This window comes from Xanthomonas pisi DSM 18956, assembly GCF_001010415.1.
GTDB lineage: Bacteria > Pseudomonadota > Gammaproteobacteria > Xanthomonadales > Xanthomonadaceae > Xanthomonas > Xanthomonas pisi.
Map to the genome: position 1 here is coordinate 46593 of NZ_JPLE01000010.1, position 26291 is coordinate 72883.

Genomic DNA, 26291 nt, shown 5'->3' on the forward strand with positions numbered 1-26291 from the left:
CCAGGCAGCAAGACGCGGGCGATGCTGTGCAGATCGCCCGTTTTTTTTGCGTCGCGTTGCAGTGTTCAGCGCGAGCGCTCGTTGTCGGGCAGCACCGCATCTGATCGATGGCAGCATGGCGGTGGACGAACGTCGGCGCGATGTGGGTCGTGGCACACCGGCGCTGCAGGTCAGGCCCGGGGCGGATGCAGCGACCGGTGTCACGTGGAGCGCTGCCTCATGCAGATGGATGCAGCGCCATCGACCACGATCATGGCCTTGCGCAAAGCGCAATCACTGCACTGCCTACGACGCCGCTGCATTGCTTCGCACCTACCTGTACGTGTGCGTGTGCGTGTGCGTGTGCGCGTCGCATGATCGGTGTGTGTGCACGCCGGCGTTTGCGAGCTGCTGTCAGCGCATCAACGCCGATGCATTGATGCGACCAATACCATTGCGAAGTTGCAGCAACGCTGCGGATTCAAGGCATTCTCGCGACGTACGCGATGCATCGAAAAAACAGGTCGCAACTGCGAAACACCGCACAGCTTGAGGCAGTGATACCTCGCATCCGTAGTTGCGCGCTGCAGATGCGCATAGGCTGATGCTCGATGCGTTGTGCGTGCGAACAACGGCGATGCAGCGCATCTCCCCCCGTAGATGCTTCAGGAGTTCCCCATGTCCCTCTCCCCCACCTGGCCGCGCCAGCTGTTGTGCTGTGCGCTGGCCGTGCTGTTGCTGGCCACGCTTCCACGCGCGCAGGCGCAAAGCGGCGCACTGCGTTATGCAGGCATCAATCTCTCTGGCGCCGAAATCGCCTCGGCAAAACGTCCTGGCGTCGTCAATGTCGATTATCGCTATCCAACTCCCGGCGAATACCAGCACTTCGCCGACACCGGCATGAATGTGGTACGCCTGCCTGTGTTGTGGGAGCGACTACAACCCAAGAATCAGGGCGCGCTGGACCCCGCACAGCTCGCGCTGATTCGGCAGGCCGTGGCCAACGCCAAGGCAGCGCACATGGTGTTGATCGTGGATATCCACAATTACGCCAAATATTACGGGCAGAAGATCGGCACCCAGCGCGTGCCGATCGCCACCTTCACCGACCTGTGGCGGCGGTTGGCTGTGGCCTTCAAGAACGATGACGCAGTGATCTTCGGGTTGATGAACGAGCCCTACGACATTGCGCCGCAGAACTGGGCCGCCGCCGCGCAGGCAGCGATCGACGGCATCCGCGCCACCGGCGCCAACAACCTGATCCTGGTGCCTGGCGCGCTGTGGTCCGGAGCGCACAGTTGGTATTCCACCATCGCCGGGCAATCCAACGCAGTGGCGCTGGCCAGTCTTCGCGACCCGCTCAACCGTTACGCCATCGAGGTGCACCAGTATCTGGATACCGATTCCAGCGGCACCAGCGCCAGTTGCGTGAGCGCTACCATCGGTGCCGAGCGCCTGCGCAGTTTCACCGGTTGGCTGCGTAGCCAGCGCAAGCGCGGATTCTTGGGCGAGTTTGGCTCATCCAGCGATCGCACCTGCATGCTCGCGCTGGACGGCATGCTGCGTTATCTGGAAGCCAACCGCGATGTGTGGCTGGGTTCCAGCGTGTGGGCGGCTGGCGCATGGTGGCGCGCCGATTACCCGTTCACGCTGCAGCCGGATGGCAACGGACGCGACAAACCGCAACTGCCCATCCTGAGCGCGCACGCGCGTCGCATCGCGCGCTGATTCACGCAAGCCCGCCTGGAGCAATCGGTAACCCCTGGTGAGACGCTGCCAGGCGGTTGCTGACACGCAGGAAGCGGCGTGTATAGACACGCCGATCCGGTCACAGGCCGCATCGGTTTTTGTAGGCGCATTGCCATTTCGCGAATCGCCCTCTTCAGCGATGCCGTCCTCGCGACGGCATCGCATGCGTTGCGATGCCTGATGGCTGCGCCACTGCGATGGCGCCACGCAACTGACGCATCGCCCAATAACGCCGGTATCTCGGCACATGCCGCGACGTATCCGGTAAATCCCACAGTTTATTGATAACCGGTATGCACGCATAAACGCGCGCTTCCATATTAACTGCGTATTGGTTCGCAGTTCTCGGCTAAATCGCGGGAATACCGCGCTTTGGCACACGTGATGCATTGCAACACACAGATGCAGCGCAGCTTGCGCCGATCGCACGCCATCGGGGCGGCGACGCATCTTCCCTGTCAGGAGTTGCTTCATGTCACGTCCATCCTTCTCACTACGCCATCTTTCCCTGTACGCCCTGTGTTTCATGTTGCTGGCCGGATTGTCGTCGGCGCATGCGCAAACACGTGCGCTGACGTATGCCGGCGTCAATTTATCCGGCGCCGAATTCGCGTCCTCCAAAAAACCCGGCGTGCTCAACAAGGACTATATGTACGCTTCGGCCAGCGATTACACGTATTTCGCCGGGGTCGGAATGAATACGATCCGCTTGCCCATTTTGTGGGAACGTCTGCAACCCAGCGCGCGCGGCGAGCTGGATCCGGCGCAGCTGGCGCTGGTGCAGCAGGCAGTGGCGCGCGCCAAGGCTGCGGGCATGTATCTGGTGATCGATATCCACAATTACGCCAAGTACTACGGCTACAAGATTGGCGGACCGGAAGTGCCGGTAGCCACTTTTACCGACCTGTGGCGCCGTCTCGCGTTGGCATTCAACGGCGATAACGCGGTGATCTTCGGCTTGATGAACGAGCCCAACAATATTTCTTCCAGCGAATGGGCTGGTGCCGCGCAAGCCGCCATCGATGCGATTCGCAGGACCGGTGCCAATAATCTGATCCTGGTGCCGGGTGCCTTGTGGACCGGCGCGCACAGCTGGTACTCGCCCACCAGCGATGGCTACTCCAATGCCGTGGCGCTGGCGTCCATCTATGATCCGCTCAACCGTTATGCGTTCGAAGTGCATCAATACCTGGACGCCGATTCCAGCGGCACCAGCAGCGTCTGCGTCAGTCCCACTGTTGGCGCCGAGCGGTTGCGCAATTTCACCGAATGGCTGCGCACCAACGGCAAGCGCGGCTTCCTGGCCGAGTTCGGTACCGCCAGTAACCAGGTCTGCAACGAAGCGCTGCGCGGCATGCTGGGCTATATGGAGAGCAATGCCGATGTGTGGCTGGGCTGGACGTGGTGGGCGGCAGGTTCGTGGTGGAATCTGTCCTACGCCTACAACGTGCACCCGAACAAGGACGGCACCGACAAACCGCAGATGAGCATCCTCTCGCCGCAGGCGGCACGTGCAACCCGTGCCCCCGGCACCACCGCCGCACGTTTACCTGCACCCGCCTCCACCGCGCGCACCACGCGCTGAACACACGACACGACACGAGATGAAGCCGCCGCAAGGCGGCTTTTTCGTTGGACTCCGCGAGCGGCCGTCGTCGCTCTGTATCCCGCAGTGCCGACGCGATGGAACTGAAATGTAAATCCGCAGTGCAGAAGCGATGAAGGGCGACCACCACTTTTCAGTTAACTGAATTTCTCTAACGCAATCGCCCAGGTTTTCACCCGCCCACGATCCCGAGGCAGCCAGCATGGCGACACTTCACAGCAGGAGCCGACCCATGGCACATCGCATGATGACCACCGCGCTGATCGGCGCATTGACGCTTGTTTCGCATGGCGCGTTCGCGCAGGACACCGCCAAGCCGGCCAAGGCCCTCACCTCCACCGAGGTGACCAGCATGCTGACGGCCAAGGGCTACACCAAGGTGCACGACGTCAAGTTCGAACACGGCGTGTGGACGGCCGATGCGCGCAGCGGTGATGGCAAGGATGTGGATGTCCACATCGATCCGGTGACCGGCCGCGTCTATGGCGACCAGACCACCTCGCGGCTGAGCGACGCCGACGTCCGTGCGGCATTGTCCACCGGCGGCTACGCAGATGTGCACGATCTCAAGTTCAAGGATGGCCTGTGGAAGGCCGATGCGAAGCGCAACGGGCAGAAGGTCGAGCTGCACGTGGATCCCGACGATGGGCACGTGGTGAGTGTCGACAACGACTGAGTGCCTGAAGGCGCGTAAGTCGTCGGGCGGGTCGGGCAACGCGCTGGTTGCGCTGTGCGCTGAGCAGCAGTTGCAGCCCGCCCCGACACTGAGACGGTCCTGGCGACACCGCCGCGTGTTTCAGCCAGCTCGCTGCCGTCTGCACAATGCACGGATGATTGCAAAGGGCCTCCAGTCGGAGGCCCTTTGTCATGCAGGCAGTCGCCTGGGCTGCGACCGCTCGCATGGCAGTGCGATCTGCATCGCTCGCCGCAGCAGCGGCAAGCGCTTGCACGCCTCACCGCGCAGGTGCGAGGGTCTTTGCATCCGCCTGCTTGGCGTTGTTGGGCTTGGCATCTTTGTGATCGGTGCTGCCTGCGGCCGGCTGCGCTGCCGACGCACCGGTGCCCGGCTTGCCGGCCAGCATCCGGTCGCGTGCAGCCTTGAACGGGTTACCCGGGTACCAGTTCGGCCAGCGGTCGCCGGCGGCGACTTCCTTGCCCACGCCATACACCGCTTGCAGGTCTTCGATGGTGCCGTCGAGTTTCCACGTGGCCGCATCGTACTCATCGCCCGGGGCATGGTAGCGATGGCGGCCGTAGTCTTCGGCTGCCGCACGTCCGGCAGCGGTGCCGCCGTCGCGCAGGTCTTCGCCGCCGTCGGCATACAGCGCCGGCACACCGGCCTTGGCGAAGTTGAAGTGGTCCGAGCGGAAGTACGAGCCGCTTTCCGGCGTGGCCTCGGCGTGCAGCGTGCGGCCCTGCATCGCGGCGATCGGCTTGAGGATGTCTTCCAGTTCCGAGCTGCCCATGCCGACCACGGTGACATCGCGTGCGCGCCCGGCCACCGACATCGCATCCAGGTTGATCACCGCCGCGATCTTGTCCAGCGGAAAGCTCGGGTTGGCCACGTAATACTTGGAGCCGAGCAAGCCGGATTCTTCCAGCGTCACTGCCACGAACACCACCGAGCGCGCCGGCTTGGGGTCCTGGTGCGCAAAGGCATCGGCGATCTCCAGGATACCGGCCACGCCGGTGGCGTTGTCCACCGCGCCGTTGTAGATGTTGTCGCCGCTCTCGCCCGGATGCTTGCCCAGGTGATCCCAGTGCGCCATGTACAGCACCGCCTCATCGGCGTGGCTGCTGCCGGGCAGCACGCCGACCACGTTGCGCGAGGTCTTCTCGGCGATGCTGCTCTTCAGGTCCACCGACCAGCTGGCCTTCAGCGGCACCGGCTTGAAGCCGCGCTTGCTGGCGTCCTTGTAGGCCTGGGCCAGGTCCAGCCCGGCGTCGGCGAACAGTTGCTTGGCGGTGTCGGCGCTGATCCAGCCCTGCACCGGCAGGCGCGGGTCCGGGTCGTCCTTGGCCGGCAGATCGTATTGCGGGCCCGACCAGGAGTTCTTGACCACATCCCAGCCATAGCTGGCGCCGGGCGTGTCGTGCACGATCAACGCCGCCGCTGCGCCCTTGCGCGCGGCTTCTTCGAATTTATAGGTCCAGCGCCCGTAATAGGTCATGCGCTTGCCGTCGAACAGCTTGGCGTCATTGGTATGGAAGCCGGGGTCGTTGACGAACATCACCACCGTCTTGCCTTTCCAGTCCTGGCCGGCGTAATCGTTCCACTGCTGCTCGGGCGCATCCACGCCGTAGCCGACGAAGACCAGCTCGCTGTTGTCCAGCTTGACCTCGGCCTGGCCGGTGCGCGTGCCCACCACGATATCGGTGCCGAAGGCCAGGCTGCGGGTCTGCTCGCCGCTGCGCAGACTGGGTGCGGTGGCCGCGTCGGCGGTGGTTTCCACCATCGGCACGTCCTGGAACCAGCTGTCGCCATTGCCCGGCTGCAGCCCGATGCGCTGCATCTGGTCGCGGATATAGGTCACGGTCTTTTCTTCGCCAGGCGTGCCCGGGCCGCGTCCTTCGAACTCGTCCGACGCCAGCGTCTTGACCAGCTCGGCAAAGTCGCCGCCAGTCAGCTCGGGCGAGAACGCGTGCCGGCTGACCGGTGCGCTGGGCGTGGCATCGGCCGGCGTTTGCTCGGCCGGTGCGGACGGCGTGTCGGCCGATTCGCGTTTGCAACCGGCCAGGGCCAGGGTCGCGGCCAGGCACAACAGGATCTTGCGGGGCATCGGAACTCCTCGTGCGACGGAGTTCCGATCTTAGAACGTGCGTGTGGTGAGCGCGTCAGTCCTTGGGTGCCACGTCCGAATCGAAGCTGCGTGCGGTGGCACCGGTGACCGCGCCGACCTTGGCGGTGCGATGCACATACAGATCCACCTCACGCTCGAAGTGGAGCGGGCCATCGACCACTGCCTTGGGGCCGATCACCACGCGCGGCTTGCGCGAGGGCTTGAAGGAAAAGCTGAAATTCGGCTTGGTCACCTCGATGCCGCCGTGCACATGCGAGCCCACCCCGACGGTGATGTCGCCATTGACGGTCTCGATGCCCTTGCCGAGGTCGGTTTCGACCAGGCCGATACTGCCGTTGACCGTTTCCACGCCGCCGCTGACCTGGCTGCCGCGCTCCACCAGCACGCTGCCGTTGACCGTTTCCAGCCCACCGGAAACGATGACCTTCTGGCCCAGGGAAATCGCGCCGTTGACCGTGGACACACCGCCGGTGCGGGCGCCATCGCCGATCTTGATGCCGCCGTTGACGGTTTCCACATCCTTGGTCTGCGCACCGGCGCCGATCTCGATGGAACCGTTGACCGTTTCCAGGCCGCCGTAGGTCTTGCCGGCCTCGGCGCTGATGCGGCCGTTGACCTTGCTGATGTCCTCATCGGCCCAGGCGGTCGAGCAGGCCAGGGACAATACCAGGAGGAGATACTGGGGCTTCATGCTGAACCTCGCGCGGTGGCGGCTGTCTTGGACGTGGCGGCGATCACACCATGCTTGGCTACAATCGCGCACCTGCCTGAAGTCACTGGATCGTTCGTTGGCCCCTTCGCCCGCACCGCTGCCGCGTCCGCCGCTCGTCTCCGCCACCGGCGTGGGGCGCAGGTGGCTGGCGGCGAGCGTGCTGGCCTGCATGCTGCTCGGCAGCGTCAGCGCGGGCGCGCAGAACCAGCGCGAGACCGAGCGCAAGCTGCAGCAGCTGCGCGATGAGCTCAAGACCATCAGCGCCGACCGGCGCGAACTGGAAGGCAAGCGCGGCACCGCGGCCCAGCAACTGCGCCAGGCCGACGAAAAGGTCGCCAGGACCGCGCGTGCCCTGAGCGAAACCGAAGCGGCGATGCGCGCACAGGAACAGCATCTGTCCACGCTCCAGCAGGACCGCGCGCAACTGCAGCGCGGCCTGCAGAACCAGCGCACCCAGCTGGCCGCATTGTTGCGCGCCGCCGACCAGGTGGGCCGCAACGCACCGTTGAAGGTCTTGCTGTCGCAGGACACGGTCGGCGATGCCAACCGCATGCTCGCCGATCACCGCTATGTACAGAACGCACGCGCGCAGCGGATCCATGCGCTGACCACGCAACTGGATGCACTGGCCAGGGTGGAACAGGACATCGCCACCCGGCGCCAGGCGCTGGATGCCGCGCGCGTGCAGCAGAAGGCGCAGGCCGCCACCTTGCAGAAAGACCGTTCGCAGCAGGCGGCCACCGTGGCGCAGCTGGACGATCGCTACAAACAACGTGCCGAGCGCGAAAAGGCGCTGGGCCAGGATGCCAGGTCGCTGGAGCAACTGCTCGCCAATCTGCGTGCGACCGCGGCCAAGGCCGAAGCCGAACGCCGCGCGGCCGCAAAGCGCGCCGCCGCCGAGGCCGCTGCGCAGGCCAGACGCGGCAAGACCGATCGCCCGGAGCGCCCCGGCAAAACCCCGCCCAAGGTCATCGCCAGCGCACCTGCACCCAAGGTCGGTGGGCTCAGCTGGCCGGTGTCGGGCAATCTGCTGGCACGCTTCAATGCCACCTTGCCCGATGGGCACACCAGCAAGGGCGTGCTGATCGGCGCCCCCAAGGGCAGCACGGTCACTGCGGTGGCCGACGGCACGGTGGTGTTTTCCGACTGGATGACCGGCTACGGCATGATCCTGATCGTGGACCACGGCAACGGCTACATGAGTCTGTACGCGCACAACGACACCTTGCTGCGCGATGCCGGCGCGGCGATCAAGCGCGGCGAAGCGGTGGCCAAGGTCGGCAGTTCGGGCGGGCAGGGCGTACCGGCGCTGTACTTCGAATTGCGGCGCAATGGGCAGCCCGTCGACCCGTCGAGCTGGTTGCAGCGGCGTTGACGCCGGCCAGTGGTGCGCCTGTGCCGACGCGGCGCATCGCATGGTGCGCGCCCGCACTGCAGATCGTTGATGCAGTGGTCGATCAGCGTCGGGTGGTTCTTGGCCAGCGCCAGGTCATTGCATGGACCAGGCATTGTTCGCCAGTGCGTGGCAGCGGTATGGCACGGATGCAGCCTGTCCGGCCGCTGCGAGAGACCGACCGATCCGCATGAACCTGCCGCGCCGTGGTGTCCGCCGACACGCGCCGGGGCAGTGCGTGAGGCCGCGTTCGATCGCTGACCCACGCATGCAGCCAGACACCCATACGCTGCACGCAGGCAGCGCGCCGCAGGCAGGTGCCTGCCTGCGCCAAGGCGTCGCACCCCGCCTTTCACGTCGCCTGCCAGCTGGCCGCCACCGAACTGCCGCTGCCACACGCGCGCAATTCAACGCGGATTTACTGCTGCTTCGCGCATAATCCGGTCAGCTCCGTCGTGCGGGGCATCTTGTCTCTTTGCCGGAGTGCTTCATGCGCGTAGCCGTCCTGTCCGTTGCCCTGTCGCTGGCCTTGTTCGCGTCGCCTGGTTGGGCGCAGACCGCCCGTCCCGCCGCTGCCGCCCAGGCCACTGCGGACGACCCGGAAGCCAATGAAGCTGCCGTCTCCAAGGTGCCGCTGGACGAAATCCGCCGCTTCGTGGCGGTGTACAACGCGGTCAAGCAGGCCTACGTCGACCCGGTCGAAGACAAGAAGCTGATGCACGCAGCAGTGCGCGGACTGCTCTCGGACCTTGACCCGCACAGCACCTATTTCGACAAGGAAGATGCCGAAGCCTTCGACGAACAGGCCACCGGCGCCTACGACGGCATCGGCGTGGAGCTGCTGCAGCAACAGGACAACACGCTCAAGGTGATCGCGCCGATCGACGACACCCCGGCCGCGCGCGCCGGTATTCGCGCAGGCGATGTGATCGTGGCCATCGACGGCAAGCCGATCGATGCCAGCAAGGCGATGGAACCGCTGCGCGGGGAGTCCGGCAGCAAGGTCACGCTGACCATCGTGCGCGACAAGGCGCCCAAGCCCTTCGATGTGACCCTGCAGCGCCAGACCATCCGCGTGGCCAGCGTGCGCAGCAAGTTGCTGGAGCCGGGCTACGGCTACATCCGCATCAGCACCTTCCAGGCCGATACCGGAGCCGATTTCCAGAAGAACCTCAAGCAGCTGCAGGCCGGCGGAAAACTGCGCGGACTGGTGCTGGATCTGCGCAGCAACCCGGGCGGGCTGCTGACCTCGGCGGTGCAGGTGGCCGACGATCTGCTGGACAAGGGCAACATCGTCAGCACCCGCGGGCGCATCTCCATCAGCGATGCCAAGTTCGATGCCACCCCGGGCGATCTGCTCGGTGGCGCACCGGTGGTGGTGCTGGTGGACGCCGGCTCGGCCAGCGCTTCGGAAGTGCTGGCCGGCGCGCTGCGCGACAACCAGCGCGCGCGCATCATCGGCAGCCGCACCTTCGGCAAGGGCTCAGTGCAGACCGTGTTGCCGCTGGACAACGGCGACTCGGTCAAGCTCACCACTGCGCGCTATTACACCCCCAGCGGCAAGTCGATCCAGGCCAGCGGCATCGTGCCGGACGTGCAGCTCACGCCCGAGCCGCAGCCGGGCGACGCCGACGTGCCGGCCAGCCTGACCGACTACAGCGAAGCCACCTTGCCGGGCCACCTGCGCGGCGACGACGAAGGCGAAGAAGGCTATAGCGCTGGCGACGTGCTGCCGGGCGATGGCCCGATTGCCGCAGCCTTGTCCGAACTCAAGCAGCCCGGCTCGGCCGCCAAGGCGCAAACCGCGCTCAAGGCAAAAGCCCAGGCCGCACAGAAGGCGAGGGCGGCCACCAAGGCGGCGACCGCGCCGAAGCCGGCAGCAGCGCGACCGGCGAGTACCGACAAGGCCAAGCCAACTGACCCAGCCAAGCCGGCAGCGCCAACGGAAAAAAACAAGCCAGCCACCCCAGCTGACCCGGCCAAGCCCGCAGCACCTGCCGACAAGCAGACACCGGCCGAACCGGCCGCGCCTGCGGATAAGCCGGCACCGGTCGAACCGGCCAAGTAAGCGGCGCGAAAAGATGCGCGTGCGATCGGTTGGATGCAGATCGCACGCGTGACATCTGTGGAATGCGCGCTAGTGCGTGCAGCGTGTCCTATCAAGCCTGTCGATATGCTGCAAAACGTGCAACGCGTGGCGCGGTTATCGCCTTTGGCACTGCGTCTACTGATGACTGCAGTGCAGATGGCCTATGGTAAGGCGCGCATAGAAGCGGCGTCGCCTTAAATGAATTATCAGGTCGCATGATCATGTGGGACGGGATGCAGCCATACAGATCAATGCGGCGTCAGCAATGATTTGCTCTTTAAGAGGTCGTGGGGCTCCAGTCCATGTCTTAAGCAAGTTCTCCATGACAATGTAGGCAGTCACGAATTGCGCGCGCGTCGGAACCTTTGGGTTTGTCTCGTCAAGAGAACTTTGAACTATTTTATTGAACGCATCATCTCTTGCGCTTTTGTCGTGAGGGTACGTTTCCGCTAGTGTCGCAACAAAAAGCGCAGCAGAACTACATTGCGGCACTGATGCTGACGTGAGAATCGGAAACAGGATAAACGCCGAACTTGAAATTATGGAAGCTAGCTTCATTGATGAGTCCTTGGCTTCAACGCGGGGCCTAATCCGTATATTAAGTGCTTAGATATGGGTTGATCGGGTGATCATCGCTCTTTGCAGATCGACCATTGCATGGGCATGTCTGCGCCATGCAGCACCGTGTCGGGCGCCGATTGAAGTCCTATCCAATCCAGCGCCTTCACAAACCTATCCATGCTTTCCTGTGCGCGTCGCTGCGCCATTCGCGTGCATAGATCTTCGTGCATGCATGGTCCGACTCGCCAGGCAAAACGCGCTAGCGCGTCGCCAGCACTTCCGGATTGACCAGATTGCGCGGCGTGCCGGCGGCGAACGCCAGCACATTGTCGAAGGCCGCTTCGAAATACAGCGCGTAGCTGTCGCGCTCCACATAACCCAGGTGCGGTGTGGCCAGCAGACGTGGGTGCTGCAGGAGCGGGTCGCGCGGGTCCAGCACCGGCTCGCGCTCGAACACATCCACCGCCGCCTGCCCGGGCCGGCCCGCATCCAGCGCGGCCAGCAATGCGCCGGGTGCGAGCAATTCGGCGCGACTGGTGTTGACCAGCAAGGCGTCGGTGCGCATGCGGCCCAGATCCTGCGCAGTCACCTGGTAGCGGGTCTGCGCAGTGAGCCGGCGATGCAGCGACAGCACATCGCTGCGCTCAAACAGCTCCTGGCGACTGCCCGCAATGGCGTACCCATCGCGCGCGGCCTGCGCGCACGATGCTTCGCCGCCCCAGACCAGCACCTGCATGCCGAACGCGCGCCCGAACCGGGCCACGCGTTGGCCGATGCGCCCATAACTCCAGACACCCAGCGTGCGGCCATGCAGCGAGCGGCCCAGGCCGGGGTCGCCGGTCGCCTGCCAGCGGCCCTGGTGAAGGGCGCGCTGATACTCGCTCAGGCGGCGGCTGGCCGACAGGATCAGCGCCCAGGTCAGCTCGGCCGGCGCCACCGGCGAGCCGATACCCTCGGCCACCGCCACGCCAACCTCGTTGCAGGCGGCCACATCCACATGCGTGCCCATGCGGCCGGTCTGGCTGATCAGCTTGAGCCGCGGCAAGCGCCGCAACAGCGTCGCATCCACGCGGGTGCGCTCGCGGATCAGCACCAGCGCATCGGCTTCGACCAGGCGCTCGGCCCATTCGTTGGGATCGCTGGCCAATGCGCCGAGCACCTGCACCTCGTGCCCGTCCAGACGCTGCAGACAGGGCAGGTGACGCACCGCGCCCTGGTAATCGTCGGGCACCAGAATGCGCATCAACGCGGTTTGGTCGGCACTGGAAAGCTCACCACCTTGTCGCCAGTGGTCGCATCGCGGATCACCGACTGGCCCTTCTTCTCCACTTCTTCGATACGCACGATGCTCTGCATCGGCAGGTGCAAGGTCTTGGTATTGCCGAACTCCTCGCGCAGGCGTTCTTCGGTGGGATCGACCACCAGCCCGTCGTGCACGTCGAACACCAACTCGCCGATCTGGTTGAAGCCCCACAGATGGCTGCCGGTCACTTCGTGCGCATAGAGCTCGTAGACCTTGCCGTGATTGAGAAAAGTGACTTTGTACAGGGGCTTGGACATGCGCCGATTATAGGCGCGTCATCGCAATGGACGCAGGGCAGCGCGTTGGCACGTGCATGCCTCCGCGCTGCGCCGCTTGCCGCGCTAAAACCCGTGGCGCTTGCGCAGCCGCCGCGCGATGGCCGCGCGCACATACAGCCCGTAGACGATGCCGAACAGGAAGCCGGCGATATGCGCCGACCACGCCACCATGCCGAACGCCGGGCCGATGTAGGCGAACACCACCTGCAGCAGTGCCCAGGCGCCGATCAGCAGCGGTGCCGGCACGCGGATGAACTCCAGGAACAGCCCCAACGGCAGCACGACCCCCAGCTTGGCACCGGGAAACAACGCCAGGTAGGTACCGATCAAGGCCGATACCGCGCCCGAGGCGCCGATGATCACCCGGTCCGGCGTGCCGATCGCAAAGATCGCTGCCAGGTTGGACGCCGCGCCGCCCACCAGGAACAGCAACAGCAGCCGCCACGGCCCCAGGATGCGCTCGGCCGGCAACCCGAAGATCAGCAGGAACACCAGGTTGCCGAGCAGGTGCGACCAATCGGCATGCAGGAACAGCGCCGTGAACAGCCGCAGCACACTGCCGTCGCGCAGCGTCGCCCACCAGTCGCCCAGGTTGGACACGCCACTGGACAGCGCGCCCCAGTCCAGCCACAGCGTATTGCGCGCTTCGCCCGGCCGGCTGATCGACCACAGATAGGCCAGCCACACCGTGGCGAACAACAGCGGCACCGCCCAGCGCGGGGTGGGTTTCTTGCGGGAGGGGAGGGAGACGAACATCGGAGTCGCACAATAGCCGGTCCACGGGCCTGAACCCAGACCCAACCCAACCGCATGTTCAGGACGAAGGTCGTTATTGTTCGGTTAATCGTGGTGGGTATACTGCGTACGGCGTCGTATGTCGGGGGGGGGTCTCCGGCGCGCTCCAGACACTGGATTGGTGCTGGGCGCGGGCGCTGAACCGACCATTGCAGTCTTTATCCGGAGAGCTACAACTCATGTCTACCGCTTCCACTCTCAGCCGCGCCACCCTGCTGGCCGTTGGTATCGCTGGCGTTCTGGCCGTTGGCCAGGCACACGGCGCCGCATTCCAGCTGAAGGAAAACAGCGCCAAGGGCCTCGGCCGCGCATTCGCAGGTTCGGGCAGCGCCCCGGACGACGCCTCGATCATCGCCAACAACCCGGCCGGCATGCGCCAGCTGGACGGCCGCCTGTTCCAGGCCGACGTCAGCGCCATCAGCTTCTCGGCCAAGTTCGATCCCGAAACCGCCAACTATGCCAACGGCGCCCCGGTCTCCGGCGGCAACGGCGGCGACGCCGGCATGATCGCGCCGGTTCCGGCCATGTATTTCCATGTGCCGTTCGGCGAGAACAACAACATGCACCTGGGCACCTCGCTCACCGTGCCGTTCGGCTTCAAGACCGAATACGACCGTGACTGGGCCGGCCGCTACCACGGCACCAAGACCGAGCTGCAGGCGATCGACTTCAACGTCGCCTTCTCCTACGACGTGAACCCGTACGTGTCCTTCGGCGCCTCGGTGTTCGCCGAGCGTCTGGACATCGACCTGGCCAACGCCGTTGACTTCGGCAGCATCCTGGCCGCACGCCGCGTGCCGGGCTTTGCTCCGGGCAGCGCCGACGGCTATTCGCGCATCAAGGGCGACAGCACCGAAGTGGGCTTCACCCTCGGTGGCTTGTTCAGCATCGACGAGAACACCCACATCGGCTTCAGCTACCGCTCGGAAGTGGAGCACAAGATCACCGACGGCACCGCCGATTTCACCACTCCGCCTAACGCCGCTGCCGTGCTGGGCGTCGCCGCACCGGGGACCTTCGTCGACACCAAGGGCCGCGCCACCGTCAAGCTGCCTGCCAGCGCCACCGCCAGCTTCACCCACAACGTGAACGAGCAGTGGTCGATCATGGCCGACGTCACCCGCACCGCCTGGAGCAAGTTCGACCAGGTGACCGTGGACTTCGCGTCCAATCAGCCCGACAGCGTGCTGGACTTCTCCTACCGCGACACCACCTTCGCCTCGATCGGTGCCGACTACCGCATGAGCGACACGCTGACCCTGCGCGGCGGCCTGGCATACGACCAGACCCCGACCACCGCCGAGCACCGCGACGTGCGCGTGCCCGATGCCAGCCGCAAGTGGGTCTCGCTGGGTCTGAGCTGGCGTCCGTCGCAGCAGGCCGAATACAACTTCGGTTACACCCACCTGTTCACCAGCGACCCGACCAGCGATACCCGCAGCGCCACCGGCGACCGCCTGGCAGGTAGCTACAACGTCAAGGGCGACGTGCTGGCTGCTTCGATCAACTACAAGTTCTGATCGTCGCAATCGGCGTTGTGCGATGAAACACCCCGCTTCGGCGGGGTTTTTCTTTGGGGACTGGTGCCAGACCAGTGGCGCCACGCTCCAATCACGCCATCCATCACCGCCATGCCGATGCGATCGAGCAAGCACTGCGTAACGGCGAGCGCGTTCGGGACCCATGCCGTGCGGTTGAACCCGCGCATCGAGCACGGGCATCGATTGCCTGCGCGGTGCGTTCCTGCGCCATGCACAGCTGGCTGTGCAGGCCACGCTGCAGATTGCTATGGTCGTGCGCATGAGCCAGCCCGACTTTATCCAGATCACCGACAACGCCGTCTCGGCCGCCGATTGCGCGGCAATCGTGCAGCGCATGCGCGCCAGTCAGCAGCTGCATCCGGGCCGCATCGGTGGTGGCGTGTTTCCCGAACTCAAACACAGCCGCGATCTGCGCATCAGCGGTGTGGCCGAGTGGGCCGAGGTGGAAAGCCGCCTGCAACAAGCGGTGTTCGAAGGCGTGCTGACCTATCTGCGGCAGTATCCGCAGGCGCTGATCTCGCCGTTGATGCTGCAGGTCACCACCGCCGACGGCACACCGCACCGGCTGGTGGCCGAGGACATCGCGCAGATGAGCGACCAGGCGCTAGGCGATCTGGCCCGCACCTGCCTGCGTCCGGGCGCGATCAACCTGCAGTGGTACACCGCCGACCAGGGCGGCTACCCATACTGGCATTGCGAGCTGTATCCACGCGATGCCAGCGCCGACACGCTGCATCGGCACCTGCTATGGACGCTGTATCTCAACGACGCGTTCGAGCAGGGCGAAACCGAGTTCCTGTTCCAGCAACGCAAGGCCCGCCCGCGCACCGGTCGCCTGCTGATCGCCCCGACCGCCTTCACCCACACCCACCGTGGCAACCGCCCGGCCGGCGGCGACAAGTTCATTGCCACCAGCTGGATCCTGTTCCAATCGGCGCAGGCGTTGTACGGCGGGGAATAGGGATTCGGGATTCGCAACGGCGGCGCTGCGTTGCCGTTTCCCCGGCGGCTTTCAGGTTTACAGCTGATTGCCGCTGCCGGAACAGCCGCCTTGGGTTGATCCGCACGTCTGCGCGAGTCACGACAGCACGTTGATCGGGATCAACCAGATCGCCCCGGGCATCGCAGATGTTTCATATCAGCCAAGCGAAACTGATCGGCCGAAGCGCCACTGCCGTTACCAATCCCCAATCCCGACTCCCAATCCCGGCAACTAAAACAACTGCCCTTGCGGCGAGTCGGGCGCCGGTTTGGCTGGGGCGGCAGGGGGGCGGAAGGCGCTGCAGTCCAGTGCCGGCATCGTGCGGGTTTTGAATCCTGCGCGGCGATGCGCAAGCGCGAAGCGGCGCGCCAGCAGGTCGGCATAGACGCCTTGCCCACGCAGGCGGGTGCCAAAGGTGCTGTCGTAGTCCTTGCCGCCGCGCAGTTGCTGGATGGTGCTCATCACATGCGCGGCGCGCTGCGGGTGATGGGTCTGCAGCCAGTCGCGGAACAAGGGCGCCACTTCGTGCGGCAGTCGCAACAGCACGTAGCCGGCGCTGCTCGCGCCCGCGTCGGCGGCAGCCTGCAGAATCGCTTCCAGTTCATGGTCGTTGATCCACGGGATCACCGGCGCGGCCATCACGCCCACCGGCACGCCGGCGTCGTGCAGGGTGCGCATCGCACGCAGACGCGCATGCGGTGCGGTGGCACGCGGCTCCAGCTTGGCCGACAGCTGCGCGTCCAGCGTGGTCACCGAGAAATACACATTGACCAGGTTCTCGCGCGCCAGCGGTGCGAGCAGATCCAGATCGCGCGTCACCAGCGCATTCTTGGTGATCAGCGTGAACGGGTGCCGGGTTTCCCACAGCACCTCGATCAACTGCCGCGTCAATGCGCGCTTGCGCTCGATCGGCTGGTACGCATCGGTGTTGATGCCCAGCGCGATCGGGCTGGGCACATAGCTCGGCCGCGCCAATTCGCGCCGCAGCAATTGCGGTGCATTGGTCTTGGCGAACAGCTTGGTCTCGAAATCCAGACCGGGCGACAGATTGAGATACGCATGCGAGGGTCGCGCAAAGCAGTAACTGCAGCAGCATTGTATGGAACCTCCAAATTTCGTTCACTTGCTCGAGCGAGCACGGAACGGGGATCTGGAGCTCGAATCGGTCAAAGTGCGCAAGATTGGCCGAGCTTGCGGTTAGCCTAGAGGCTCCATGGGGGACCCGTAAGGTAGGTTGGGGGGGATTTGAAATTGCCCTGAAGCAGCGGCCGGATGAATCAGCTGCACGTGCGAAAACAGGTTTCTGAAGAGGTAGCCGAATTTTCTCTAGGCGCCGGCCAGGCTTACGACATGATTGCCTAGCCACCGCTCGGCACATGAACACTGGGATAGCCACACGAAACCTTGGCAGAATGGAAACTCACACCAGCCGCCCTGACCTTGCAATGCAAGATTTGCGAAGACCGAAGCTCGCTCACCCGACTCGCGAGTTCATGGCTTCCCTGCCGCCTTTCGCCGGGCTGGATACAGGGAGAGTCCATTGGGTTGGAAGTGAGCAGGCTGCTGCAGCCGCGCTCCAAGTCCTCAAGCTTGAACGAACGCTCGGGTTCGACACGGAGACTAAGCCGACCTTTGTGGCCGGTGAGGTTAGGACGGGACCTCACCTGATCCAACTGGCCACATCCGATAGTGCCTACTGCATTCCTGCGGAGGGCGTGTGGACGAGGGAGCTTTTAGCGCCTCTCCTTGAATCCGAAGGCATTCTCAAAATTGGATTTGGTCTAGCAAATGATCGGAGTCCGCTTTACGGTAAGTATAAGATAAAGCTAAGAGGGTCCTTGGATCTTGCTCCCGTCGTGCGCAACCTTGGCTACCGACAGCGCGTGGGCCTTCAGGCCGCCGTGGCTATCGTCTTGGGACAACGCCTTAAGAAATCCAAGTCCGTTCAACTGTCCAATTGGAGTGCGCGGCCCCTACGTCCATCCCAACTTGTCTACGCTGCCAATGACGCTTTTGCATCCCAGCGCGTGTTTCTTGAACTGCAGCGGTGTTATCCGAGCCTACTCGTAGGCACTATTGCGCAGACCTCCCCAACGATTCACCCCTGACCCATCAATTGTCCGCTTGCTCTCGCTTGAGTGAAAGAGCCTACCGGTAGTCCTTAAGCTCTCCATTCGTCAAGTAGTCAAGAAGCTCATCGTTGGAAAGTACAGAAGAGTAAAGGACGTGATCCCAGACGTTCCTTTCGCCATTTGCAAACCTAGCTTGGAAAGTCTGCAGATAATCCTGAACTCCTAGGTCCTTTCGCCTTAGAAAATCTACTTGTCTGAGAAGCCGCAAGTACTCGTTCTTGAAGAACGAGGCAAATCGCTCGGGTAGTCCGAGCTCCCTAATGTGGCTCGCGACAAGACCTTCTTGCGCTGGCAGCAGACCTTCCCGTGGCCCGATCTTAAATGTTGGCGCATCGAACGGCGGACTGATCGTCAGATTGAGAACCTGCTCCGCTACGAAGACGTCGTAATAGGGATGAATGAAGAACCGGGGCGACGCCGCATTGCCAGTCTTCTCATCCTTCCAGTCCTGACACGCATCGCACATGGGAAACAGATTCAAAGGAGTAACGCAGAAGTGCGGATACTTTCCCTTCGGCAAGTAGTGGTCAAGTGTATTGGGAGATCCGGGCTCGCCACACGCTGGGCAGTAATTCAATCCGTGATCATCTCGCATTCTCTTAAGCACCGGATACTGCGAGGAGTCTTTCTTAGCGGTGCCGTACAGATTGAGAAATCTCCCCTTGTTCGGCTGTATCTGTGGCCAAGTAGGCACATGCTCAGGTGAACCCTTGCCATCTATGTAGGCTACTAGCCGAGCTCTCCATTCTTCTGCCAATCCGTTGAAGTAGGCAGCATTTGACCCTGCAGCACGCTCTGCAATGACCTCATTGAGAATAACCAAACTATCCTTGTCCGGTAATGGAAGTAGGATCATTGATCGGCCGCCTCAATAGCTCTGATCTGGATTAGTAGCTCCTCATTAATTTGGTCTCCCAGTGATGCGATCAGATCATCCGCATTCTCATCCTTAAGTCTTTCCTTTACCCACCGCTCGAACGGCTTCAAGGTGTTACTGTCCCCGAAGACGTAAGATGAGATTCGCTGTACGTCGCCTCCGAAGGTCTGGAACGGTGGATTCTTGATAACCAATCCATGCTGCGTCTTCTCAAAGACGTGCACGCACTGCGCTGGAATCTCTCTAACGGTGACTTCAGAGTGAGTTGCAAGAAGCGCTTTTGAATTGAATGTAGACAGAATGCGCTTGAGCATATCGACGAATTGAATCTCAAGCGTGGGGTGCAAGAACAACTCTGGCTCATCGATCAATATCAGGCTGTTCCGCCTAATGGCACCCAGAATGTTGATGACAACATAGACGAACAGCTTTTGCCCAGAACTGAGACGAACTAGTTTGTTGTCGCGGATGAAGCTGACGCCCTCTGTCGGAAGCATGCGGCTGCGGAGCTTGGCTTCGTCCAGCTCTTCAATTCTCGTACTATCGATTGGAATTAGCTGTAACTCGCGGCTTCCATTCCCTATGACGACCGAGTGAACCGCTACGTTCTCCGGCTCGTGGTAGAACGACTTTGGCCTACGATTTGACTCGACACTGACCGCAGCGAAATCAAACTCAAAAGCGGTACGCAGCACCGTCTCCATTGTCTTCAGCTTCTGTGCCCAGTCACTTATCGTGCTGTACCTCTTGTCATCTGAGAGGCACTCCAACAATGCCATCGCGGCATCCCTCTTTGGTACTGCGCGCGAAAGCCTGACCCTCCCCAGGCTCTTTGAGTCATCAGACGCGGTACGACCCCTAAAGCCGTAGTAGCGATATGCGTCTTTGTCTTGTAGCTGCAGCCCTTGCACATCAACAGGAAACTCTTCGAACGGACTGTAGGACACGACAACGACTTGGCTTAAGTTCGGCTTCTCAGTGAAGCCAAGCTCCTCCGACTTCGAGGGCTTCAACCAATCCTCAACGATTTGGTGAAGAACCTGGGACTTTCCGACGCCGTTCGGCCCGATCAGCGCGTTGACCTCGTGCGGAAGTGGATTCTTCGCCTGGTACTTGAGGTTAAGAACCGAGTACTCGTCGAAGACGTCTTGAAATTTGAATCCCAAGTCAAGAACTGCTGTTGCCCTCCGCTCGAGCACTTTCCAAACGTCCGAGAAGGACTTCTGACTACCGCGCTCTCTAAGCAGGGATTCCTTGAATCCTTTTGACTTCGTTAGATTGACCGCTTTTTCGTCTTCCTTGACTCGCGTCAGGTAGCTCGCGTCGCGCAGCTCTCTAGCGACGCTAACGGTCTTCGACTCCGACAGGACGCCCATGAGTTGTTCGTAGAACGTTATCTCGGCAGGAACCGATACATAGTCAGTACTCGGTATTGGAAACTCTCCTGACCAACCCTGTTTGAGTAGTTCGTCAAGGTGCGCGCTTGTCCTCGCTGTCCCATTCACAAGCACACGAACAAGGCCGAGGTCTAGCCTTCGTCCTTTAACGCGACACTCGGTGTAGAAGCTGGTTTTGAAACCGAAGTCGTCCCAGTTGTCGGCAAGCAACTCCAAGACATCGTCCGAACCATCCGGTTCTTGGTTGACACGGCGTACCTGCTTACCTGTGTATATCACTTTCACACATTTCCCCGTTTATGTGCTTATTAATTTGTGCTGTGGTGCGCGATGGCATTACATCTTGGCCCGCGGGAGCGATTAGACTAATTCTGGCGCACCATCTAGCTTTGTCGATAGGCCTACTCAAGCAGGCTCAACTGCGTACTTTTGGACTACCCACTGCCATCTTCGTATACAAGTCGAACGTCGCCACGACTGGTGGCCCCTTGCCGTGTTACAGGCGGAGCGAAGAGATCCTCGTAGTCCGCGGAGTTCTCTTTCTTGGGCTGGGACTTCCGGCAACTGCAGGCGCTTGAGCTCGGACGGGCCCAGCCAGCCGTACTTCTTGCGCCACACATAGAACGTCGCCTCTGCGATACCCAGCTTGCGGCAGATTTCCCCGACTGCCATCTCCAGCTCGGCCTGCTTGAGCACGTACGCAATCTGCGCCTCGGTGAAATGGGGCTTCTTAATCGCCTGATTCCTCGTGATCCACGGAGCCCATGCGGCGCGAAGTCTCTACTTTACGTTGGCCCGGCCTCCCGGGGGCGGGTCACATCCAAGGCTAGTGGTCGCAGGTACCGCCCGTAAAGGGGGGGGGATTTCACGTTCCGCTTGATCTGACCATCTCGACCATGGGTGATAGGCGCCAGGAGACAAGTTTCAGGCAGTGCGGCAAGATTAGCGACTAGGCAGTTGATATCCCGTTTTCGTGAAGGCAAGTCCTATCGTTGCGATTATCATCACTTTCGCGAACTTGTCTTTCGATCCCCGTCTCTTCCCCACGCCCGGCCCACCTCTATAAACGCGCTTCCGCCGCGCATTGCACCAGGGCAATCCGAGAAAGCTATGAACTTGTACCACTACACCGATGCGCAAGCTGTGCAATCAATATTGGTCAACCGGAAGCTTTGGTTGACTGACTTACGTTTTATGAATGACTCGACCGAACTTTCGCATGGCGTCGATGTCTTGAAGAATGCCATGGCGCAACAGCCGCACGGGCTGTTCTACAACTGGGATCACGCGGAGAACGCAATTTCGTATTTGTCCAATTCATTGAGCGAATATGAAGATGCTTCGTGGACTGAGGATCCAGTGTTTGCAATGTCTTTCAGCCGAAGGGATGATCTGCTCAGCCAATGGCGCGGATACGGCAACTATTCTGTCGCCTTTGATAGCGAGCGCCTAGAGGAGTCCGGTCTAAAGCTGAGGAGCTGCATCTACGATAGCAAATCTAAGGCGGACCAAGCTTCGCAGAAGTTGACCAATGTCGGTGCCAGCATTTCACAGTCTATGGCTGAAACTAACGGCTGTATTAGCGTTCATTCGATCGACAAGCAGATCGAACTGATCGAATTGGCAGCTACCTTCAAAGATGCGGGTTTTGAGGAGGAAAGCGAAGTCCGCATGATCGCGCGCCCAGATCAGCACGACATTAGGTACAGACCTAGGAATGGGATGCTAATTCCTTATGTTGAGGTCGAGATCCCCCCAGAGGCGATAGTCGGTGTTCGTGTTGGTCCCATACGAGATCAGCACCTAGCTTCCATATCCATGAAGATGTTCCTCGGCTCAGTTGAGAGCGACTATCGCACCGTTGGTGGAGATGTTGAGTGGTCTGTACCAGTGGATATATCGAAACCCCCCTACAGGCAGTAGGATCAGTTCAGTACTCTCAGCTCTCGAAGCAGAACAAGGTGCTCAATCTTCCTCAGCGTGCTGGTAGACCCGTTCACGCTCGACTCCTACCATTGCCACACCGGGAATGCAGATGGGTGCGCGCTCTGTTGCATCGCACGATCCTCGGGAAGACGAGCAGCTATCTGTGAATCGTCACAGCGCCGTTGGCCCAAAGCCGCCAGACGCTGCGCTGGTTGAGCAACTACGCTCATCCATCGCAAGGCTCGACGAAACCATGGGATGAGCGCAGCGATCGCATGGTTGCGAGCGCGTACAAAATGGCAGTTGAGGCGGGATTCAAGCCTGGCGACAAGGTCGATGTCGCACTGAACGTACCGACCGACAAGCTTCCGGGCGGGGTGACGATGTTCGTGATGCGCTCAGGCCCAGGCGCGTCCCCGGATCCGTATGCCAACCGCGCGCAGATGCCGACCAGCGAGGCACTGGCGGCGGCTCCAGAACAACAGTATCTGGCTGCTAACCAGGCACGCGATATGCAAGAGCAAACGCGAATGCAAGAACTCGCACAGACGCGTGACCACACGCAGGATGACCCGAGCAGGACAGGACCGAGAATGTCATAATCGGGATAGGTACCTGATTAAAGCTAAACTAGACTGTGGCGATGACAGACTTCATCTGCTGACAGGTGTCTGCGTCACGCTAGGAGCAACAATGGCAAAGAAATCGGATGCAGCTCGAAAAGCGAAGCTCAAGGAGCGTCGCAGAAAAGCTGAAGAAGCTCAGGCGCGACCACTAACAAGCGCAAGTAAGGTTGAAAATTGCATGGCCGCTTTTGATGCCGAGCGCAACATCGTTGTTGAACTGATAGGGGAAGATGGAGCTGTTCTTGCCTACATTGAAGGTGACGATGCAGATTCTTGGACAGTAGTAGTGGATGATGAGCCTATCGCCGGCATTGATGATGAGATAGTCGCGCTTGGCTGGCTCGTCGGCGCAGCGGTGGACGACATCGCAGACGGCAATGCACCAGTCCTGGTCTACTCGCATTGGATTGTTGAGCAAATTGATGCGCGCTGCAAAGCTGCGAACGTTGAATGGCACGACTTCTTGCGCTCTCTCTTGCCTGCTGAGAAACAGCACATGCAGCTCCCGCAAAATCGCACAATGTAGCAGCGCCTACACCGTCACTTGCCCAGTAAGCGAAGGCACATCGCAGCGCACTCATCGATCGGCGATGCCCCGCCGGCTAAGTCCGACGTCCTGCAAGCTCAAACGCGAGAAGGAGGTCAGCTAGCGTCTGAGGAGCTACGGCTCAGTCTTTATGCGGTCCTTTCGGATAGCTGCGAAACCATTCACCTTCAATGTTTGAGGTCAGATAAGGACGATGGAAAATTGACGGAGCGAGTTGATAGAGCTCTTCTTCGCGTTGGGCGATGACCTCGATATCGCTTAGTGTCGGATAGTGCCGTAGCAGACGATAGGCCTCTTGCCGCACCTCCTGGGGCACAGCCTTGCTACCAGCAAGTTCTTTCAGGAACGCGCCCGCTTGCAGGATATTGCGAGTACGTTCGTCAGGTAGGGTCATCGCTACTGACTCCAAGAATAGGAATTCTTAGCTTACTGCGCTGACAAGAATTGCGCCCGCCCTTTTGGTAGGATGTGAATCTCACAGCCGCGCGAACACCGCCCAAAGAAGGCGATCGACGGAATGACGCAGCGGCCTGTGCCCAGCAGTAGGCCAACAGCGATATCATCAACCCCGGACTCTAAACCTGACCACTACTCGGGGGGGCAGACGTCGAAAGCGTAGGAATTCAAGCGGTGGCGGTTGAGCAGTGAGCCAACCGGGCGTCAGCTGTGAGCAGGTGGCCCCGGAGCTGGGAGTTCATCCACATTCGTTCCACAGAATGTTCCACGCGATGCTGCGGGCATGTACTAGGACGCAGTTCCGCAGCTCTATGTGGCACAGGCTCTCTAGGATTGAGGAGTGCTGGCCTGCGGAGCGGGTTAGAGACCACTCTGGGAACTTCAACATGGAAGTCTTTGGGGAAGGGCAGCAGGATGAGCCACCTCAACCAGTGGATTCAGTCCATGACCCCGAAAGCCCTCACCCCGCATGGGGTGATCTACCCCGCCGGCAACGAAACCTACCACGCCATCCGCTCAATCAACGAATTTGGCGAGTTCGCGCATGCAGCGGCCTATGCGAGCCAACTTATGGCAGACGGGAAGGCTCAGTTCCCCGACGAAGCTCTTATGCAGGCAAGCGCCGAGCTCCGGCGCATTCGCTACGCCAAAGAAGGTTACGCCCCTCACAAGAAGGCCCGTGATGGGCTCAAGAAGCATGCCGACTCACTCGATACAGTTTCCAATCGCCGCGTGTTTCCGGCGAACCAGGCCCTTAAAAAGGAATCTGAAGAATGACAGCTTGGCATGGTTTCCGCCAGGGGATGGAAATCGACCCTGATGCGCGTCGTACACTGGGAACGGCTCTGACGGACATCATTGGTTCGCCTCGACAGTCGGCGAAGCAGTTGGATGAGATTTTTCGGCAGTCTTCGCAGGAGGCAGAGGGTTTAGTCGATGCCATCAGACAGATGAGCGTAGGCGATACGACTGGCACGTCAGGCTGGGCGGGCAACCGCCACTGGAAGCGTGTTACCCAATCTGCTCGGACGGCTGCTCCATTTGTATCCGATGAGTTCGGCAGGCTGATTTTGACAGGTAAGCCCCGTCACTCGGAAGGCTTCCTCTCGTTTGGCATAACCGAGGAGGGACTAAAGGCCCTTGAAGGACGTCGATTCCTATGCGATCGCCTCAGCAACTGTTTGACCGTGGACCTGTACAAGCCGCTACTCCAATGGGTTGAAAGCCTGAGCGCAACTGAGGCAACTGCGGTTTGTGACACGTCATCGCCGTATACGAAAGTTGCCGCGCAAGAAATGGCCGGAGACTCGGAGCTTGGAGTCTCCCTATACTGGATAGATGCTGCTTTCCAGTTGATTCTCGACCACTTTGTGCGCGAGTGGCGAGACGGTAACGATGCCGATGACAGTCGTGCACCTCCGCCGGGGGCGCTGGAGAGCATTGCAGAGGAATCCAGTTATCGCGTCAAAAGGCTGATTGATATGGCAGCCCAGGAGGGCTGTGACGTTGCTAAAGAAGACAGCCTGTCGCTGAGATTTGCTGTGGCCGTTTCGGCAAACCGCGCTATGGCAGAACTCTGGGGCCGTTGTGATGCCGAGCTAAAGGCCCTCAGCGACGCTGAGACCCTGTTTGAGAGGTTGCGTCAGGCGAATATCGTCGAAGTACCGGACCAGTTCCTGGAGGAATCAGCTGACTGTGAGTTGGACCAGCAACTCACGGCCTGGCTCACCAACCAACTTGGACCGGCGGGCGGCTTGGTGAGCATAGGTGAGGGCCTGCGACCAATGTCGTATGCAGACGTTACGACCGCGGTGAAGCTGAGCAGAAAACTTCAGCACGATTATGTCTGCAAGCAAAGTAAAGGTGAGCGCGGGAAGCATGCCAAGCGTCAGTACGGTGGAGCCGGCGTCCGCTTCGTATTTCTTCTGGCCTTGCTTGCTGCCTACGGCTTTAAAACGCGTGTTTCACAGGAATTCACTGGAGCCAAGAACTCCACAAAAGCCGTGTTTCCCCATCGAGACCCAGCCAAGGATGAAAATGATCTCGAGCTCTCAATGCATGCGGCAACTTCGATAGAGCGAATGGTCGCGCTCATTCATCGATCTGCTGGGGATGGCTGGGCATTCGACCTCCGAGCGCTGCGTGAGCAGGCCGAGGCAAAGGTGCGTCGCCTCGAACACCAAGCCAATCTTTACAAGTACGTGGTTGATGGGCGAACCGCGCCGGAGATCTTCGGTATCTACAAGTTTCTGGTTAGGCTCAGATTCGGATCCCCCAGATTGGCGACGGAATGTACGACTGATAATTCATCTACGCAGAACCCATAAGCACGAATTGCTCGCCTTGCCCGCACGTTTACAGTGACGGGCATGGCGCCCGAGCAGGCACGCGTCATTACCCATTGTGCCAGATAGATCAATCACGTTCAGATTTAAGTAAGATCGTAATCTTTCGCGGTTTGGGATTCCCGAGGGTACTATCCTTTCATTGGAAGTGAGCAGTGATGCGCATCGGCAGAGATCAATGCGATACATCTACTCG

The 26291-nt window shown here is 61.2% G+C and carries 21 protein-coding genes and 2 pseudogenes; 13 read left to right on the plus strand and 10 right to left on the minus strand.

Annotation, left to right across the window (positions count from 1 at the left end; translation table 11 throughout):
• Positions 1 to 657: 657 nt before the first annotated feature.
• The 3 genes from Y887_RS02095 (at position 658) to Y887_RS02105 (ending at position 4010) form a co-directional block, all read left to right on the plus strand.
• Positions 658 to 1707 carry a glycoside hydrolase family 5 protein gene (locus Y887_RS02095; protein ID WP_046962778.1) on the plus strand — a complete coding sequence of 350 codons (1050 nt, stop codon included), beginning with the start codon at positions 658 to 660 and terminating at the stop codon, positions 1705 to 1707.
• Between the two features lie 493 nt (positions 1708 to 2200).
• On the plus strand, positions 2201 to 3313 hold the full coding sequence (locus tag Y887_RS02100; protein WP_046962779.1) for a glycoside hydrolase family 5 protein: 1113 nt from the start codon (positions 2201 to 2203) through the stop codon (positions 3311 to 3313).
• 253 nt (positions 3314 to 3566) lie between these two features.
• A complete protein-coding gene (locus Y887_RS02105; RefSeq protein ID WP_046962780.1) occupies positions 3567 to 4010 on the plus strand; it encodes a PepSY domain-containing protein in 444 nt (147 codons plus the stop codon).
• Between the two features lie 277 nt (positions 4011 to 4287).
• Here Y887_RS02105 and Y887_RS02110 read toward each other — a convergent pair whose 3' ends face one another.
• Positions 4288 to 6114 carry a M28 family metallopeptidase gene (locus Y887_RS02110; RefSeq protein WP_046962781.1) on the minus strand — a complete coding sequence of 609 codons (1827 nt, stop codon included), beginning with the start codon at positions 6112 to 6114 and terminating at the stop codon, positions 4288 to 4290.
• 55 nt (positions 6115 to 6169) lie between these two features.
• Positions 6170 to 6826: a DUF4097 family beta strand repeat-containing protein gene (locus Y887_RS02115; protein WP_046962782.1), complete on the minus strand. Its 657-nt coding sequence runs from the start codon at positions 6824 to 6826 to the stop codon at positions 6170 to 6172.
• Between the two features lie 97 nt (positions 6827 to 6923).
• Between Y887_RS02115 and Y887_RS02120 the strand changes: the two genes are divergently transcribed.
• The gene (locus Y887_RS02120) at positions 6924 to 8222 is read left to right on the plus strand and encodes a murein hydrolase activator EnvC family protein (protein ID WP_046962783.1); all 1299 of its coding nucleotides are present in this window, start codon (positions 6924 to 6926) and stop codon (positions 8220 to 8222) included.
• A gap of 508 nt (positions 8223 to 8730) precedes the next feature.
• On the plus strand, positions 8731 to 10308 hold the full coding sequence (locus Y887_RS02125; RefSeq protein ID WP_046962784.1) for a S41 family peptidase: 1578 nt from the start codon (positions 8731 to 8733) through the stop codon (positions 10306 to 10308).
• Positions 10309 to 11149: 841 nt separating this feature from the next.
• On the opposite strand, the gene Y887_RS02130 is transcribed toward Y887_RS02125, so the two are convergent.
• The 3 genes from Y887_RS02130 to Y887_RS02140 form a co-directional block, all read right to left on the minus strand.
• A complete protein-coding gene (locus tag Y887_RS02130) occupies positions 11150 to 12133 on the minus strand; it encodes a D-2-hydroxyacid dehydrogenase family protein (RefSeq protein WP_046962785.1) in 984 nt (327 codons plus the stop codon).
• Entirely contained in the window at positions 12133 to 12450 is a 318-nt protein-coding gene (locus Y887_RS02135; RefSeq protein ID WP_046962786.1) for a DUF1820 family protein, read from the minus strand. The genes Y887_RS02130 and Y887_RS02135 overlap by 1 nt, the downstream gene beginning before the upstream one ends.
• Positions 12451 to 12534: 84 nt before the next feature.
• Complete coding sequence (locus Y887_RS02140) at positions 12535 to 13227, minus strand: rhomboid family intramembrane serine protease (RefSeq protein ID WP_046962787.1); 693 nt, start codon at positions 13225 to 13227, stop codon at positions 12535 to 12537.
• A 218-nt stretch (positions 13228 to 13445) separates the two neighbouring features.
• Between Y887_RS02140 and Y887_RS02145 the strand changes: the two genes are divergently transcribed.
• Together Y887_RS02145 and Y887_RS02150 are read left to right on the plus strand one after the other, a co-directional pair.
• The gene (locus Y887_RS02145) at positions 13446 to 14786 is read left to right on the plus strand and encodes an outer membrane protein transport protein (protein WP_046962788.1); all 1341 of its coding nucleotides are present in this window, start codon (positions 13446 to 13448) and stop codon (positions 14784 to 14786) included.
• Positions 14787 to 15066: 280 nt separating this feature from the next.
• Positions 15067 to 15768 (plus strand): 2OG-Fe(II) oxygenase, encoded by a 702-nt coding sequence (locus Y887_RS02150; RefSeq protein ID WP_046962813.1) that lies wholly within the window; start codon positions 15067 to 15069, stop codon positions 15766 to 15768.
• A 252-nt stretch (positions 15769 to 16020) separates the two neighbouring features.
• Here the strand turns inward: Y887_RS02150 and Y887_RS02155 are convergent.
• Positions 16021 to 16878: pseudogene (locus Y887_RS02155) on the minus strand (PA0069 family radical SAM protein); the annotation flags it as partial.
• Positions 16879 to 17282: 404 nt separating this feature from the next.
• Between Y887_RS02155 and Y887_RS21520 the strand changes: the two are divergent.
• Positions 17283 to 17897, plus strand: a complete 615-nt coding sequence (locus tag Y887_RS21520) for a 3'-5' exonuclease (protein WP_162199143.1) — start codon at positions 17283 to 17285, stop codon at positions 17895 to 17897.
• A gap of 40 nt (positions 17898 to 17937) precedes the next feature.
• Here the strand turns inward: Y887_RS21520 and Y887_RS20010 are convergent, their stop codons facing one another.
• From Y887_RS20010 to Y887_RS21260, 3 genes and pseudogenes are all read right to left on the minus strand, one after another.
• A complete protein-coding gene (locus Y887_RS20010; RefSeq protein ID WP_146093365.1) occupies positions 17938 to 18777 on the minus strand; it encodes a hypothetical protein in 840 nt (279 codons plus the stop codon).
• Entirely contained in the window at positions 18774 to 20480 is a 1707-nt protein-coding gene (locus Y887_RS02170) for an AAA family ATPase (protein WP_046962791.1), read from the minus strand. Before Y887_RS02170 ends, Y887_RS20010 begins: the two co-directional genes overlap by 4 nt.
• Before the next feature lie 246 nt (positions 20481 to 20726).
• Positions 20727 to 20930: pseudogene (locus tag Y887_RS21260) on the minus strand (transposase); the annotation flags it as partial.
• A 375-nt stretch (positions 20931 to 21305) separates the two neighbouring features.
• Here Y887_RS21260 and Y887_RS02175 point away from each other — a divergent pair.
• From Y887_RS02175 to Y887_RS02185, 3 genes are all read left to right on the plus strand, one after another.
• Positions 21306 to 22118 carry a DUF2971 domain-containing protein gene (locus Y887_RS02175; protein ID WP_046962792.1) on the plus strand — a complete coding sequence of 271 codons (813 nt, stop codon included), beginning with the start codon at positions 21306 to 21308 and terminating at the stop codon, positions 22116 to 22118.
• A gap of 215 nt (positions 22119 to 22333) precedes the next feature.
• Positions 22334 to 22723 carry an XVIPCD domain-containing protein gene (locus Y887_RS18490; protein WP_245879377.1) on the plus strand — a complete coding sequence of 130 codons (390 nt, stop codon included), beginning with the start codon at positions 22334 to 22336 and terminating at the stop codon, positions 22721 to 22723.
• A gap of 91 nt (positions 22724 to 22814) precedes the next feature.
• Positions 22815 to 23273, plus strand: coding sequence for a hypothetical protein (locus Y887_RS02185; RefSeq protein ID WP_146093364.1), 459 nt, complete (start codon positions 22815 to 22817; stop codon positions 23271 to 23273).
• 142 nt (positions 23274 to 23415) lie between these two features.
• On the opposite strand, the gene Y887_RS18495 is transcribed toward Y887_RS02185, so the two are convergent.
• A complete protein-coding gene (locus tag Y887_RS18495) occupies positions 23416 to 23688 on the minus strand; it encodes a BPSL0761 family protein (protein ID WP_084725902.1) in 273 nt (90 codons plus the stop codon).
• Between the two features lie 506 nt (positions 23689 to 24194).
• On the opposite strand from Y887_RS18495, the gene Y887_RS02190 reads away from it, so the two are divergent.
• Positions 24195 to 24527 carry a hypothetical protein gene (locus Y887_RS02190; protein ID WP_146093363.1) on the plus strand — a complete coding sequence of 111 codons (333 nt, stop codon included), beginning with the start codon at positions 24195 to 24197 and terminating at the stop codon, positions 24525 to 24527.
• Positions 24524 to 26077, plus strand: a complete 1554-nt coding sequence (locus Y887_RS02195; RefSeq protein WP_104611601.1) for a hypothetical protein — start codon at positions 24524 to 24526, stop codon at positions 26075 to 26077. The genes Y887_RS02190 and Y887_RS02195 overlap by 4 nt, the downstream gene beginning before the upstream one ends.
• Positions 26078 to 26291: the final 214 nt, after the last annotated feature.

What these genes read in the sequence shown, in the direction of transcription:
- Y887_RS02125 (WP_046962784.1), top strand. Translation starts at nt 8,731, where the DNA reads ATGCGCGTAGCCGTCCTGTCCGTTGCCCTGTCGCTGGCCTTGTTCGCG.
- Y887_RS02105 (WP_046962780.1), top strand. Translation starts at nt 3,567, where the DNA reads ATGGCACATCGCATGATGACCACCGCGCTGATCGGCGCATTGACGCTT.
- Y887_RS02140 (WP_046962787.1), bottom strand. Translation starts at nt 13,227, where the DNA reads ATGTTCGTCTCCCTCCCCTCCCGCAAGAAACCCACCCCGCGCTGGGCG.
- Y887_RS02110 (WP_046962781.1), bottom strand. Translation starts at nt 6,114, where the DNA reads ATGCCCCGCAAGATCCTGTTGTGCCTGGCCGCGACCCTGGCCCTGGCC.
- Y887_RS02135 (WP_046962786.1), bottom strand. Translation starts at nt 12,450, where the DNA reads ATGTCCAAGCCCCTGTACAAAGTCACTTTTCTCAATCACGGCAAGGTC.
- Y887_RS02195 (WP_104611601.1), top strand. Translation starts at nt 24,524, where the DNA reads ATGACAGCTTGGCATGGTTTCCGCCAGGGGATGGAAATCGACCCTGAT.
- Y887_RS21520 (WP_162199143.1), top strand. Translation starts at nt 17,283, where the DNA reads ATGGCTTCCCTGCCGCCTTTCGCCGGGCTGGATACAGGGAGAGTCCAT.
- Y887_RS02150 (WP_046962813.1), top strand. Translation starts at nt 15,067, where the DNA reads ATGAGCCAGCCCGACTTTATCCAGATCACCGACAACGCCGTCTCGGCC.
- Y887_RS02100 (WP_046962779.1), top strand. Translation starts at nt 2,201, where the DNA reads ATGTCACGTCCATCCTTCTCACTACGCCATCTTTCCCTGTACGCCCTG.
- Y887_RS02095 (WP_046962778.1), top strand. Translation starts at nt 658, where the DNA reads ATGTCCCTCTCCCCCACCTGGCCGCGCCAGCTGTTGTGCTGTGCGCTG.
- Y887_RS02190 (WP_146093363.1), top strand. Translation starts at nt 24,195, where the DNA reads ATGACCCCGAAAGCCCTCACCCCGCATGGGGTGATCTACCCCGCCGGC.
- Y887_RS18495 (WP_084725902.1), bottom strand. Translation starts at nt 23,688, where the DNA reads ATGACCCTACCTGACGAACGTACTCGCAATATCCTGCAAGCGGGCGCG.
- Y887_RS02115 (WP_046962782.1), bottom strand. Translation starts at nt 6,826, where the DNA reads ATGAAGCCCCAGTATCTCCTCCTGGTATTGTCCCTGGCCTGCTCGACC.
- Y887_RS02175 (WP_046962792.1), top strand. Translation starts at nt 21,306, where the DNA reads ATGAACTTGTACCACTACACCGATGCGCAAGCTGTGCAATCAATATTG.
- Y887_RS02185 (WP_146093364.1), top strand. Translation starts at nt 22,815, where the DNA reads ATGGCAAAGAAATCGGATGCAGCTCGAAAAGCGAAGCTCAAGGAGCGT.
- Y887_RS02145 (WP_046962788.1), top strand. Translation starts at nt 13,446, where the DNA reads ATGTCTACCGCTTCCACTCTCAGCCGCGCCACCCTGCTGGCCGTTGGT.
- Y887_RS20010 (WP_146093365.1), bottom strand. Translation starts at nt 18,777, where the DNA reads ATGATCCTACTTCCATTACCGGACAAGGATAGTTTGGTTATTCTCAAT.
- Y887_RS02130 (WP_046962785.1), bottom strand. Translation starts at nt 12,133, where the DNA reads ATGCGCATTCTGGTGCCCGACGATTACCAGGGCGCGGTGCGTCACCTG.